The following is a 12723-nucleotide window of genomic DNA, read 5'->3' as shown; positions in this document are numbered from 1 at the left end:
CACGATTACTGGTCTCCAGCTAGGTGCGGCCACAATGCGCGCAACCTGTTCTTGTCGATCTTGCCAATGGGATTGCGCGGCAGCGGCTCCTTCGACACGCCGACGCGCACCGGCGCCTTGTAGCGCGCGAGATGCTCGCCGACATGGTGCCGGATGCAATCCTCATCGAGCCCGCTGGCGACGACGACCGCGACGAGCCGCTCGCCAAGCCGTTCATCCGGCATACCGAAGGCGGCGCACTCGCCAACCTCGGGAAGCAGGCTCATCACGCGCTCCACCTCCGCGCAATAGATGTTCTCCCCGCCGGAGATCACCATGTCCTTCTTGCGATCGACGATGAAGATGTAATTCTCGTCGTCGACATAACCGATGTCGCCGGTGTGCAGCCAGCCGTCGGCGCTGAGCACCTCGGCGGTTTCCTCGGGCCGGTTCCAGTAACCCTGCATCACCGTCGGCCCGCGCACGACGATCTCGCCCGCCTCGCCGGGCGGCAATTGCTCGCCACCCGGCCCTTCGATCCGCAACTCGTACAGATCGAGCACGCGCCCGGCGGAGGCACGGCGGCGCATGAAATCGTCGCCCACAGCCATCGCCACGGTGCCGGCGGTTTCCGTCATGCCATAGCCGGTGCCCATTGCCGCGCCGGGGCAGAATTCGCGCATCGCATCGAGCAGGTTGATCGGCAGCGCCTGCCCGCCCGAGGCGATATTGGTGAGCGAGGACAGATCGGCCTCGCTCAGTTTCGCGCGATGGAGCACGTCCCACAGCATCGTCGGCACGCCGGTGAACATCGAGATGCGCTCCACCGCGATCAGCCGCAGCGCCTCGTCCGCATCCCAGCGGCGCATCACCACCACCTTGCTGCCCGCGAGCAGCGGCGACAGGAACGCGGATACCAGCCCTGAGATGTGGAACAGCGGATAGACCAGCAACACCCCGGCCTGCGGCGCCCCGGCCAGCAATTGCTCCGGCGCCAGCCCCAGCCGCCGCGCGACATCGTGGAGCACCATCAGGCCGGAAAGCTGGACGCTCATCAGCGCGGTGACCATATTGCCATGGGTCAGCACCGCGCCCTTCACCCGCCCCGTCGTGCCCGAGGTGAACAGGATCGCCGCCGGATCGTCCGCCCCTCGCGAAGGAGGCACGAAACCAGCGCCGCCCTCCAGCGGGAAATCCTTCGCCCGCAGGATCGCGCCGCCGAACCCGGATTGATCGAGCAGCGCCGCGCGCTCGCGATCGGCAAGCACCAGCGCGGGCGAGCATTCCTCGACCGCCGCGCGCAATTCCTCCGGCGCGCCACGGCTGTTGACCAGCACCGCGACGCCGCCCGCGCGCATCACCGCCAGGAAACCGATCATCCATGCCGCGCGATTGCGCATACAGATCACCACGCGATCGCCCGACGCGATCGGCAGCGCGGCGGCCAGCGCGTCGCGCCGCGCGAACACCTCGTCAAAGGTCAGCCGCGCCCCGCCCTCCACCAGGAAGGTCGCGCTGCCGTGCCGCCGCGCGCTTTCGATCAGCGCGTCGAGCGTCGGCGGCGCATTCGTGAAGCGGCGCATCCCGCGACGCTCACCAATGGCGAACGGCATGTCCGGCGCGGTCAACTCGGTCAGAAAGGGATCGGTTTTCGTCATGCGCGCCCTGCAAGCTCCATGGCCCAGCGATAATCCTGTTTGCCGGCGGGCGAGCGCTTGACCGCATCGACCCACACCAGCGCCTTCGGCACCTTGTAACCGGCGAGTTGCCGCTTGAGATGCGCCGCGACATCCTCGAACGACGGCTCCGCCGCGCCATCGCGGCGCGAAACGATCCCGATCACCCGCTCGCCCCAGCGCGAATCCTTCTGGCCTGCGACAACCGCGTCGAGGATCGCCGGGTGAGTGCGCAGCGCGGTTTCGACCTCCTCGGGAAACACCTTCTCGCCGCCCGTATTGATGCAGGTGGCGCCGCGCCCGAACATCGTGATCCGGCCATCGGGATCAAGGCGCCCGCTATCGCCGCTCACCGCCCACAGCCTGCCTTCGATCATGCGGAAGGTTTCGGCGGTCTTCACCGGATCACCGAAATAACCGATCGGCGTATGGCCGCTTCGCGCGATCAGCCCGATCTCGCCCGCCACGGCGAAGCGATCGCCGACCACGACCTGCTGATCCGCATTGGCGGGCAGCCGCATCACGCCATCCGCGCTTGCCTCCGCCATCCCGGAGATGCCGGTTTCGGTGGAGCCCATGCCATCGGTGACCATGGCGTGTGGCGGCAGCTTGGCCTTGATCGCTTCCTTGACATGCCCGGAGAAAACCGCGCCGCCCGAGCCAAAATTGACCACCGAGCGGAGGCTCCAGCGATCGGGATTGGCATGAAGCGCATCGCACAGCGGCACCGCCATCGCATCGCCGACGATCGCGATGATGTTGACCTGTTCGCGCTCCACCCTGTCCCAGATCGCGACGGGATCGAAGCGGCGGATCGGATCGAGCACCACGGTCAACCCGCCAAGCAGCGCGGACCATGCCCCCCAGGTCGCCGCGCCGTGCATCAGCGGCGCGATCGGGAACATGCGCAGCGGATGCCCTTCGCGCGCGCGGTTCGCGATTTCCTCCGGCGCGGCGATCGGGCCGTCGGGGTGAAAATGGCCCCCGCCACCCAGGCAGGCGAACAGGAGCGCCTTGTGCGGCCACATCACGCCCTTGGGCATCCCGGTGGTGCCGCCGGTGTAGATCAGGATGATATCGTCTTCGCCGCGATCGAAGCCGGCGCGCGGCGCGGTGGCGAGCAGATCCTCGTAACGCTCCGATCCCGCGATATCCGCGCCCGAACCATCCTCCACCGCGATCGCGGCCTTGAGCGCGGGCAGGTCCGCGCGAATCTCCCGCAACACGGGGGTGAATTCCGCGCCATGGATCACCGCCGCCGCGCCGGCATTGTCCAGCACATGGCGCAACTCCCCGGCGCGATAGCGATAGTTGATGTTGAACGGCGCGGCCCCGCATTTCATCGCCGCGAGAAAACCTTCGAGATATTCCGGGCCGTTCATCAGATACAGGCCAACAGTCGCCCCCCGAGCGATGCCGCGATCCGCCAGCGCCGCCGCGAGCCGATCGGCGCGGGCGTTGAGTTCGGCATAGCTGATCGCGCCGCCATCATGGCTGATCGCGATTCGCTCCCCCACCGCGCCGGCGACGATCTCGAACAAATCGGCAAGGTTAAACTGCGCCGCCATCATCCTCTCTCACTTCGTGAGCGCGATGGTTTTTTCCATCGACATTCTGTTTTGCGTAACTTTACCTATTACACACTACGCATTCACGCAATCCCCTGCGCACGCGCGGCGCATTCAATAAACCGCCGCCGGATTGGGCAGTGGCGGATTGCCCAGCATCTCGCGATAGGACGGGCGATCGTTGCCGCGATCGGTGATGCCAAGCTCGCGCGCGATCTCCGCCGCGATCAGCGTCCGCCCCGAATAATCCGCGCCGCGCGGCTCCGCCGCCAGCGCATAAAGGATATGCGCGGTGAACTCGGGATTTTCGGCCGTGGCGATGAAATCCTTATATTGCTCCGGATTGGTCTTGCTCGCGATCGCCGATCGCTCGGTGAGCAGCGGCCCCATCCAGATCGAGGCGGTGCGCACGCCGGTGCCGCGCAGATCATGCTCCATATCGTGCGCGAGCTTGTCGATCCCCGCCTTTTGCGCGCCATAGGCCGGGCCGTGCATGTAGCAGCTCGCGCCGAACGAGGAGCCGAAGCCGATCAGCCCGCTGCCCTGCCTCACCATCATCCGCGCCGCATACCAGCTCGCCACATAGGCCGAACGCAGCCCGACATCGAGGATGCGCACTGCATCCAGCTCCTTCTCCCAGAAAGGCTTCTTCTCGATCAACTGATGGTGGATATAGGCGGCGTTATTGACCAGAATGTCGAGCCGGCCCTGTTCGCGCCCGATCCGCTCGAACAGCGCGGCGACCTGCGCATCATCGCCGTGATCGCACACCACCGGGATGCCGACGCCACCCGCCTTCGTCACTTCCGCTGCGGTTTCGGCGACCGTGCCCGGCAGCACCGTGCCGTCCCAGCCGCGCGCATCGCCCGGCGTAACGGTGCGGCCCGTGACATAAACGGTCATGCCCTTTTCGCCCAACCCGCGCGCGATGCCGCGCCCCGCGCCGCGACTCGCGCCCGTCACCAGCGCGATCTTCGGTTCCGTCATCTGATCCACTCCTTGTTCCCGTTATTACCCGGCTCAACCGAAATGCGCCTGCCCACCGTCGAGCGGCACGATCGCCCCGGTGAGATAGGCCATATCCGGCGAACACAACGCCACCACCGCGCGCCCGATATCCTCCTCCAGCCGCCCCACCCGGCCAAGCGGGATGGTGCGGAAGAAGGCTTCGGCTTCTTCCGGGTTGTTCTTCATCCACCATTTCAGGCCCGGCGATTCGGCGTGCGGCGCGATCGACAGCACCCGGATGCCTTCGCGGCCCCATTCGGCAGCCGCCGCGCGGGTCAGCGCGTGGATCGCCTTCTTCACCGCCGCATAAGCACCATAGCCCGTCATGTCCCAGCGCACCGACACGGAGGAGATGAGGTTGATGATGACGCCCCCGCCGCGCGCGACGAGATGCGGATGGACCAGCTTCATCAGCCGGTGCGTCGCCAGCGGGCCGGATTCGAACCCGGCGAGAAACGCCGCGTCGCTGACCTCCATCAGCTTGCCGTTCGGCACCTCCTGCGCGTTGTTGACCAGCACGTCGATGCCGCCGAGTCGCGCCACCGTTTCGTCGACCATCCGCGCGAGATCGCCGGCTTCCTTCACGTTGCAGGCAAGCGGGATCGCGGTGCCGCCACGTTCGGCGATCAGGCTGCAGGTGTGCTCCAGCTTCTCGATGGTGCGCCCGCTGACCGCCACCGCGGCGCCCTCGCTCGCCAGCGCAAGCGCGATTCCCTGGCCGACGCCCTGCCCGCCCCCGGTGACCAGCGCGACCTTTCCGGCCATCAGCCCCATCCACACCTCCTAATATTCGTATGTTTATTCGCTATCACTTACGCATTACGTTGACAAATTGCCACTCATACCAGCAGAATGCGTGAAAATTTTGGAGAGGACACCCCAATGAGTCAGGATTTCGCAGGGCGCGTCGCCATCATCACCGGCGGCAGCGACGGCATCGGGCGGGCGACCGCGCGGCTGCTCGCGAAACGTGGCGCCACTGTCGTAATCTGCGCGCGCCGCCCCGAAAAGCTGGAAGAAGCCCGCGCCGAGATCGCAGCAGAGGGCAAGGTGGAGGCGGTGCAGCTCGACGTTTCCGACGAAGCCGCCTTCACGAAGCTGATCGAGGATGTCGCCGCGCGCCATGGCCGGCTCGATATGCTCGTCAACAATGCCATGTCGGTGCATTATGCTCCGATCAGCAAGCTGTCGCTGGAGCATTGGCGCAAGGATTTCGCGGTCAATGCAGATGCGGTGTTCGTGGGTACCAAGGCGGCAATGAAGATCATGATGGCGGCCAAGCGCGGCTCGATCGTCAACATCTCCTCCTCCTGCGGCATCCGCGCGGCGCCATATATGTCGAGCTATTCGGCATCCAAGGCGGCGCTGATCCAGTTCACCGCCGTCGCCGCGATGGAGGCGGCGCGCGTGGGCGTGCGCGTCAATGCGATCGTCCCCGGACAGGTGCAGACGCCCAGCACCGAGGATTTCGCGACCAAGGCCCCCGATACCGCCGCCAAGACAGCCGAGGCGATCCCGATGGGGCGCGGCGGCCAGCCGGACGAACTGGCCGAGGCGATCATCTTCATGCTCTCCGATGCGTCGAGCTACATCACCGGCACCGCGCTTCCGGTTGACGGCGGCAAGGCCGCGCAACTCTATCTGCCGTCCTGACCGGCGGCGGCACCGGCGGCGGACAATGATAAAAGGTGAACGCGATGGGGTGGGATAAGGAAGTCGACGTGATCGTCGTCGGATCGGGCGCGGGAGGGCTGCTATCCGCGCTGGTCGCCGCGCAAAACCATGCCGATGTCCTGGTGATCGAGAAGGAAAAGCTGTGGGGCGGCACATCCGCCACCTCCGGCGCGGGGATATGGATTCCCGCGAGCGATCAGGCCGCGGCGGCGGGCTTCCACGACAATGTCGATGATGCCTTCGCCTATGTTCGCGGGCTTTCGGCGGATAATGTGCCCGATGCCAATATCCGCGCCTATGTTTCCAATGCCGCCTCGATGCTGCGCTGGATGGGCGAGCATACGCCGATCGACTATCAGGCATTCCCCTATCCCGATTACCATGCCGAAAACCCCGGCGGCAGCCCGACCGGCTATCGCACGCACATGCCGCTGCCGATCGACGGGCGGCAGCTCGGACGCGACGTGGAAACGTTGCGCTTCGCTTCCCCGGCGGCGAGCCTGTTCGGCTATCTCAACTGGCATTTCGACGAAACCTATGTGCTGCTGTTCCGCGCGCCGGGCTGGCAGATGCATCTTGCGAAATCGCTGGCGCGTTACTGGCTCGATCTCCCCTTTCGGCTGCGCTCGCGCAAGGATCGGCGGCTGACGCTCGGCAACGCGCTGGTCGGCGGCCTCAGGATCGCGCTCAACGCGCGCAATGTGCCGGTGTGGCTCGAAACCCCGATGATCGAACTGATCGAGGAGGGCGGTCGCGTCGCGGGCCTCGTGGCGCGGCACAAGGGCCGCACGATGCGTATCCGCGCGCGGCGCGGCGTGGTGCTCGCGGCGGGCGGCTTCGACAAGAATCAGGCGATGCGCGATGCCTATGCGCCAAGCTATCCGCGCGCATTGTTCAGCGGCGGCATCGCCGGCAACACCGGCGATTCGATCCGCGCCGGCATGGCGGCGGGCGCGGCGACGCTGAACATGCAATCGGCATGGGCGGCGCCGGTCTTCTACGTGCCGGGCGAGGATCGCGGGCGGCTGTGCACGATCGAGCGCGCCTTGCCGGGCTGCATCATGGTCAACCAGTCGGGCGAACGCTATCTCAACGAGGCGGCGTCCTACCATATCGTCGGGCAGCAGATGGCGGCGCGCCAGCGCGAACATGGCGATGCCGAGCCGAGCTGGATGATCTTCGATCACGGCTTCCGCCACAAATATCCGATGGGGCCGCTGCTCCCGCTCGTCCCCGATCGGCTGCAATCGAAGGGCGTGCGCAAGATCATGCGCAAGGGCCGCACGATCGCGGAACTCGCCGGAAAGATCGGTGTCGATCCGGCGAAGCTCGCCGCCACGGTCGCGCGCTTCAACGACAATGCCGCGAAGGGAACGGACCCCGATTTCCATCGCGGCGACGCTGCCTATGACAAGATGTATGGCGATCCGCGCGTCACGCCCAATCCCTCGCTGGCGCCGATCACCAAAGGCCCGTTCTACGCCTTCCCGATCCACCCCGGCGACATCGGAACCAACGGCGGCCTGCTGACCGACGAGCGCGCGCGCGTGATGGATCGCGAGGGCAAGCCGATCGCGGGCCTATACGCGGTGGGCAACAACGCGGCCTCGGCGATGGGCGAGAGCTATCCCGGCGCGGGCGTCACGATCGGGCCGGCACTGACTTTCGGCTATATCGCGGCGCGCGACATGACCGGCGCCAACAACTGACCATAAGGACCAGCATCATGGCAGGACGGCTTCACGGGCGCGGCGCGATCGTCACCGGCGCGGGGCGCGGCATCGGGCGCGCGATCGTCGAGCGATTGACGGCGGAGGGCGCACAGGTCGCCGCGCTCGATCTCAATCTCGATGACGCGCGTGGCAGCGGCGGCGCGCTGGCAATCCGTTGCGACGTGAGCGACAGCGCATCGGTCGCAGCCGCGGTGCGTGAGGCGCGCACCGCATTCGGGCGGCTCGATATCGCGGTGAACAACGCCGGGATCGGCGCGGCGCCGGGCGATGGCAGCGAGCCGTTCTACGCCGGCATGGCGGAACGCAACGCGCAGATCGCGGCGGGCACGAAGCCCACCGCTTTCGCCGATCAGTTGATCCATATGGAGGATGCCGGCTGGCGCGGGGTGATGGCGGTCAACCTCGACGGCGCCTTCTTCCTCGCGCGCGAATTCGTGCGGGTGCTGGCGGCGGACGAAGCGGGCGGCACGATCGTCAACATCAGCTCGACCAGCGCGCAATCGGGTGAAGGCTCGCCGCATTATTGCGCCTCCAAGGCGGCGGTGATCGGGCTGACCCGGCAACTCGCGCGCGAACTGGCGCCGCGCGGCATCCGCGTCAACGCGGTCGCGCCGGGGCCGACCGACACCCCGATCATGCAGAGCATTCCGGCGGAATGGATCACCTCGATGGAGGCCGCCGTGCCGCTCGGTCGCCTCGCCCGCCCCGCCGAGATCGCTGCCGCCGTCGCCTATCTCGCCAGCGACGACGCCAGCTTCGTCACAGGTTCGGTGCTGGTGGCGAACGGGGGCAGTTGCTTCTTCTGATGTGAGCCGGGCGCGCGGCCTATTCAGGCCGCCGTCAGGATCGCTTCCACCGCGTCAGCCGCGCCGCGCATCGCGCCTTCAATGTAGGTGACGCCGGTGCAATCGCCGATCGCATGCACGTCGAACCCTTCCGCGCGCAACGCATCGGCCAGCGCCTCGTCCCCGGCCGCGCCCTTGGCGACGATCACATGATCGGCGCGCGGACGCTGCACTTCGCCATTCGCATCGGTGAAGGTGACCGCGCCCGGCTCGACGCGGATGTCGGCGGCCTTGGGGAACATCGCGACGCCATGTTCCCTCAACTCCTCAAGCAGCCGCATCCGCCGCACCACTGTCAGCCCCGCGCCGAAGCGCGGTGCCTCGTCCACCACGGTCACCGTCCGCCCGCGTTCGAGCAGGAATTCGGCCAGTTCCAATCCCACCAGCTCGCCACCGACGATCACGACATGATCGCCCAGCGGCATCCATTGATGTGTCGCCTTGCGCACGAAATCGAGATTGGCCGTCAGCCCCGTCGCCGCGCCCACCCTGGTCGCGATGCGCGTGGCGAAGCTCGTCTTGCGTTTCAGTTCGTCGGAGCTTTCGCCGAGCATCAGCTTGCGCATATCGTCCCCAGACAGGACGTTGGGCAGATCGCAGCCGGGGATCGGCGGCATCTCGCGCAACGCGCCGGTCGCGACGATCACCGCATCGGGGCGCAGTTCGCGCAGCAACGCCGGCGTGGCGCGCGTATTGAGCCGGACATCGGCGCCCGACGCCGCCACCTGCCGCTGAAGCCAATCGAGCAACCGCTCGTTCGCGGGATAAGCGAGCGCGGCGAAACGCAACGTGCCGCCCAGCCGCGCGCTCGATTCGAGCAGGATCACCTCCTGCCCCTTCTCCCGCAGGCGCCGCGCCGCTTCCATCCCCGCCGGGCCGCCGCCGATCACCACGACGCGCTTCGGCGGCATCGCCTTCCCCTCGCGGCGCAGGTGCTCGAACCCCGTCTCCGGGTTCACCGCGCAGCGCAGCGGATCGCCGAGATAGATCGCGCTGATGCAGGTGTAGCAATAGATGCACGGCAGCACGTCTTCCGCTCGCCCCGCCGCCAGTTTGTTGGGCAGGTGCGGATCGGCGAGAAGCTTGCGCCCCATCGAAACGAAATCGAGCGACGCGTCGGCGATCGCTGCATCCCCCACCTCCGGCTCGATCCGGCCGGACGCGATGATCGGCACGCCCACCGCCGCCTTGATCCGCCGGGCGAACGGAATGTTCAGCCCCGGCTCGTGCGGCGTATGCGATCCCGAATGGAGCTTCGGCTGACCGCTATCGTGATAGGCGGATACGGTGATCGCATCGACCCCGGCGGCTTCCGCCATCCGCGCCGTCTCGATCGCGTCCTCGATCGTGATGCCGCCCTTCTTGCCGATCTCTCGCGAATCGAGCTTGCACCATATCGGGAAATCCGGCCCGACCGCCTCGCGCACCGCGCGAATCACCTCAAGGAGGAAACGCGCACGATTCTCCAGCGGGCCGCCATATTCGTCGGCGCGCTTGTTCGATTTGGGCGAGATGAACGATGACAGCAGGTAGCCGTGCCCGGCATGGATCTCCACGCCATCGAAACCGGCGCGCTTCGCGCGATCCGCCGCAGCCGCGAATTGGCTGACGACGAGCCTGATATCCTCAAGCGTCATCACCTTCAGCTCGACGCTCTTGATGCGTCCGAACGGCGCCGCCTTGAGTTCCTCGATCAGGAACGTCGCGGTGAAATCGCCGGTTGGCGCTTCGGGTGGCGAGGGGCACAAGCGGGGGCGGCCAGCGATCATGTCCCCCATCGCGGCCAGGCCGCCGTGATGAAGCTGCGGCACGATTTTGGCGCCATGGGCATGGGCCGCATCGGCCAGCGCCTTCAGCCCCGGTATGAAGCGATCGTCGGAAATCGCGATCTGCGCCTCCTCGCTGGCGCCGATCGGCCAGGCGACGCCGGCGACGCCGGTGATGATGAGGCCAGCGCCGCCCTTCGCCTGCTCCGCGTGATAGGCGATGAGCCGTTCGCCGCACTGGCCATCATCCTCGCCAAGGCTCACGCCCATCGCGGTTACCGCGATGCGATTGCGCAATTCCATCCGGCCGATGCGGCCGGGCGAAAGCAGGTGCCGGAAGCTCTTGGCGGTCATCGTGATCCTATCCCATCCTCTCGTGCCGGCCATTACGTGCGACCGGCGTTATTCAATCCGCCCGCACTTTCACGCGCGGCGCGGCATTGCCCCGGCGCATCGCGCTGATGAAGCCGTCGAGCGGCGCGGGCGCGGCGACCGGCGCGGCGCTGTCGCCGGCACGCGCCCAGAATTCTTCGTAACTCGGAAACAATTTGTGGAAATTGCCCTTCGCCCAATCGGTCCCCGGCCAGCGCATCTTGTTCGCGCCGATCGGCGGCTTGTTGAGATCGGTGGCATACCAATAGAGCGGCAGCCGTCGCGCGAAATGCCAGCGCCCGTCGACACGAACATAATCGTCGACATACATCATCTGCATGATGACCCATTCGTCGCCGGTCTCATGCTCGTTCTTGGAATAGACCACGCCATGCGCGCGATCGGGATCGTCGAACTCGATGATATGGCCGCCGATATGGTGCGACGTGCCGGTGAACGGCGAGCGCAGCGTTCGATCCATATAGGCGCGCAGCGCGGCGCGCCCGCTCGCATCCTTGCCGACGCGCACGTCCGCCGGAAACAGGGAGACCATCGCATCCATGTCGCGCATGTCGAGCGCCAGGGCATATTTGGCCGGAAGCTGCCGGATCTGATCCAGAGACTCCAGGCGGTCGATACGGGCTTCCAAGTCCAGCAACGCTATTCTCCCGCCATATATATTACGCTTCTTGCGCCATTATTCCGCCGCACCGAACGCCCCCGCCGTCTTCCCCATGATGCTCACCGCCGGCTTTCCGTCGGCATCGACCGTCTGGACCAGCGCGAACGTCTGGCGCGAACGCGTTTCCGCGATCCACCAGCGGCCATCCTGCTTCACGTAGATATCGTCATATTCCACGCCCATCTGCGTCAGCGTGCGCGCGGCGAGATTGATGTTGAAGAACAGCAGCGACCACGATCCGCGCGCGCGGCCCTCATCCTCGAAACTGATTATCCCATTGGCCGCGTGGTGGATATCGAACACCCCTGGCGCGCACCCCAATTGCGCATAAACCGCGACGAACGGCTCGCGATCCTCGAACCGCGGGAACCCCTCGAACGCGATCACCGCGCCGTGCGGCAACAGCGTGTCGCGCACGCCATCGGGGTCTTTGGCATCGCAGGCGCGCAGATAGCGCGCTTTCAGATCGCGAATCGCGCGATCCTCCTCCATGCGCGCGACCCGGGCCTCTATGGTATTTTCTAATGCCATTGCGTAGATTTCTGGCTAAATATGCTACGCAAATCAAGAGCAGAGAGAGCCCATGCGTTTCGCTGACAAGAATGTGCTGGTCACCGGCGCGGCATCGGGCATCGGGCGGGCCACCGCGCTGCGCTTCGCCGCCGAAGGCGCGAAGCTGACGATCGGCGATATCAACCAGGAGGGGCTGGAGGAAACCGCCGCCGCGATCGAGCGCCCGGTGCGGGTGCAGCGTTACGACGCCAGCAACACTCCCTCCTGCCAGGCGCTGGTCGCCGCCGCCGCGCAGGATGGGCTGGACGTGCTGTGCAACATCGGGGGGATGCTCGATTGGGGGCCGACGGTCGATTTCGACGAGGCCCGGTTCGAGCGGGTGTTGCGCGTCAACCTGTTCAGCGTCTTCGCGCTGTGTCGCGCCGCCCTTCCGCACCTTGTTCGATCGCGTGGGTCCATCGTCAATATGGCGTCCACCGCCGGGCTGTCGGGCATCCCCTACAGCCTCGCTTATTCCGCGTCGAAACATGGCGTGGTGGCGATCACCAAGTCGCTCGCGGTGGAGTTCGCGGCACGCGGCGTGCGCGTCAACGCGGTCTGTCCGGGGCAGGTCAACACCAATATGGGCAACGCCGCACCGCCCGCCGGCGACATCGACTGGTCGCTGATGATGCGCCACGCGCCAAAGCTGGCGGGCGGCGCGGCGGAGCCGGAGGATATCGCCTCAACCGTCGCCTTCCTCGCGTCGGACGACGCGCGCAAGATCAGCGGCGCGACGCTGGCGGTGGATGGAGCACAACTCGCCGGGTAAGCGCCCCACCGCCACATGCCGGCCCCGTCAGTTCGCCGCCTCCCGTTCCTTGAGCATATCGAGTGCGACATCGACGATCATGTCTTCCTGGCCGCC

11 protein-coding genes are annotated in these 12723 nt (G+C 66.5%); 4 read left to right on the top strand and 7 right to left on the bottom strand.

Going from position 1 to position 12723, the window contains the following annotated elements:
- Positions 1 to 5 precede the first annotated feature (5 nt).
- From Q0316_RS05460 to Q0316_RS05445, 4 genes are all read right to left on the bottom strand, one after another.
- A complete protein-coding gene (locus tag Q0316_RS05460) occupies positions 6 to 1637 on the bottom strand; it encodes a class I adenylate-forming enzyme family protein (protein WP_298670528.1) in 1632 nt (543 codons plus the stop codon).
- Positions 1634 to 3223, bottom strand: coding sequence for an AMP-binding protein (locus tag Q0316_RS05455; RefSeq protein WP_298670527.1), 1590 nt, complete (start codon positions 3221 to 3223; stop codon positions 1634 to 1636). The genes Q0316_RS05460 and Q0316_RS05455 overlap by 4 nt, the downstream gene beginning before the upstream one ends.
- Before the next feature lie 114 nt (positions 3224 to 3337).
- The gene (locus Q0316_RS05450) at positions 3338 to 4210 is read right to left on the bottom strand and encodes an SDR family NAD(P)-dependent oxidoreductase (protein ID WP_298670526.1); all 873 of its coding nucleotides are present in this window, start codon (positions 4208 to 4210) and stop codon (positions 3338 to 3340) included.
- A 33-nt stretch (positions 4211 to 4243) separates the two neighbouring features.
- The gene (locus tag Q0316_RS05445; protein WP_367179635.1) at positions 4244 to 4996 is read right to left on the bottom strand and encodes an SDR family NAD(P)-dependent oxidoreductase; all 753 of its coding nucleotides are present in this window, start codon (positions 4994 to 4996) and stop codon (positions 4244 to 4246) included.
- A 117-nt stretch (positions 4997 to 5113) separates the two neighbouring features.
- Between Q0316_RS05445 and Q0316_RS05440 the strand changes: the two genes are divergently transcribed.
- Genes Q0316_RS05440 through Q0316_RS05430 form a run of 3 tightly spaced genes read left to right on the top strand, consistent with a single transcriptional unit; the run spans position 5114 to position 8444 of the window.
- Positions 5114 to 5884, top strand: coding sequence for an SDR family NAD(P)-dependent oxidoreductase (locus Q0316_RS05440; protein ID WP_298670524.1), 771 nt, complete (start codon positions 5114 to 5116; stop codon positions 5882 to 5884).
- A gap of 44 nt (positions 5885 to 5928) precedes the next feature.
- Positions 5929 to 7614 (top strand): FAD-dependent oxidoreductase, encoded by a 1686-nt coding sequence (locus Q0316_RS05435; RefSeq protein ID WP_298670523.1) that lies wholly within the window; start codon positions 5929 to 5931, stop codon positions 7612 to 7614.
- A gap of 17 nt (positions 7615 to 7631) precedes the next feature.
- Positions 7632 to 8444 carry an SDR family oxidoreductase gene (locus Q0316_RS05430; RefSeq protein WP_298670522.1) on the top strand — a complete coding sequence of 271 codons (813 nt, stop codon included), beginning with the start codon at positions 7632 to 7634 and terminating at the stop codon, positions 8442 to 8444.
- 23 nt (positions 8445 to 8467) lie between these two features.
- On the opposite strand, the gene Q0316_RS05425 is transcribed toward Q0316_RS05430, so the two are convergent.
- From Q0316_RS05425 to Q0316_RS05415, 3 genes are read right to left on the bottom strand one after another with little or no spacing between them, the layout of a single operon-like run.
- Complete coding sequence (locus Q0316_RS05425; protein ID WP_298670521.1) at positions 8468 to 10603, bottom strand: FAD-dependent oxidoreductase; 2136 nt, start codon at positions 10601 to 10603, stop codon at positions 8468 to 8470.
- Between the two features lie 52 nt (positions 10604 to 10655).
- Entirely contained in the window at positions 10656 to 11279 is a 624-nt protein-coding gene (locus tag Q0316_RS05420) for a nuclear transport factor 2 family protein (RefSeq protein WP_298670520.1), read from the bottom strand.
- 39 nt (positions 11280 to 11318) lie between these two features.
- On the bottom strand, positions 11319 to 11834 hold the full coding sequence (locus Q0316_RS05415) for a nuclear transport factor 2 family protein (protein ID WP_298670519.1): 516 nt from the start codon (positions 11832 to 11834) through the stop codon (positions 11319 to 11321).
- Positions 11835 to 11886: 52 nt separating this feature from the next.
- On the opposite strand from Q0316_RS05415, the gene Q0316_RS05410 reads away from it, so the two are divergent.
- Positions 11887 to 12627, top strand: a complete 741-nt coding sequence (locus Q0316_RS05410) for an SDR family NAD(P)-dependent oxidoreductase (RefSeq protein WP_298670518.1) — start codon at positions 11887 to 11889, stop codon at positions 12625 to 12627.
- Positions 12628 to 12723 lie beyond the last annotated feature (96 nt).

This window comes from uncultured Sphingomonas sp., from assembly GCF_937871615.1.
Classification (GTDB): Bacteria; Pseudomonadota; Alphaproteobacteria; order Sphingomonadales; family Sphingomonadaceae; genus Sphingomonas.
The sequence above is the reverse complement of the archived record's forward strand: the minus strand, read 5'-3'. Positions and strand labels throughout refer to the sequence as shown.

Excerpts from the sequence above, each read along its gene's own strand:
- Q0316_RS05455 (WP_298670527.1), bottom strand. The coding sequence starts at position 3,223 with ATGGCGGCGCAGTTTAACCTTGCCGATTTGTTCGAGATCGTCGCCGGC.
- Q0316_RS05445 (WP_367179635.1), bottom strand. The coding sequence starts at position 4,996 with ATGGCCGGAAAGGTCGCGCTGGTCACCGGGGGCGGGCAGGGCGTCGGC.
- Q0316_RS05450 (WP_298670526.1), bottom strand. The coding sequence starts at position 4,210 with ATGACGGAACCGAAGATCGCGCTGGTGACGGGCGCGAGTCGCGGCGCG.
- Q0316_RS05460 (WP_298670528.1), bottom strand. The coding sequence starts at position 1,637 with ATGACGAAAACCGATCCCTTTCTGACCGAGTTGACCGCGCCGGACATG.
- Q0316_RS05435 (WP_298670523.1), top strand. The coding sequence starts at position 5,929 with ATGGGGTGGGATAAGGAAGTCGACGTGATCGTCGTCGGATCGGGCGCG.
- Q0316_RS05415 (WP_298670519.1), bottom strand. The coding sequence starts at position 11,834 with ATGGCATTAGAAAATACCATAGAGGCCCGGGTCGCGCGCATGGAGGAG.
- Q0316_RS05410 (WP_298670518.1), top strand. The coding sequence starts at position 11,887 with ATGCGTTTCGCTGACAAGAATGTGCTGGTCACCGGCGCGGCATCGGGC.
- Q0316_RS05425 (WP_298670521.1), bottom strand. The coding sequence starts at position 10,603 with ATGACCGCCAAGAGCTTCCGGCACCTGCTTTCGCCCGGCCGCATCGGC.
- Q0316_RS05430 (WP_298670522.1), top strand. The coding sequence starts at position 7,632 with ATGGCAGGACGGCTTCACGGGCGCGGCGCGATCGTCACCGGCGCGGGG.
- Q0316_RS05440 (WP_298670524.1), top strand. The coding sequence starts at position 5,114 with ATGAGTCAGGATTTCGCAGGGCGCGTCGCCATCATCACCGGCGGCAGC.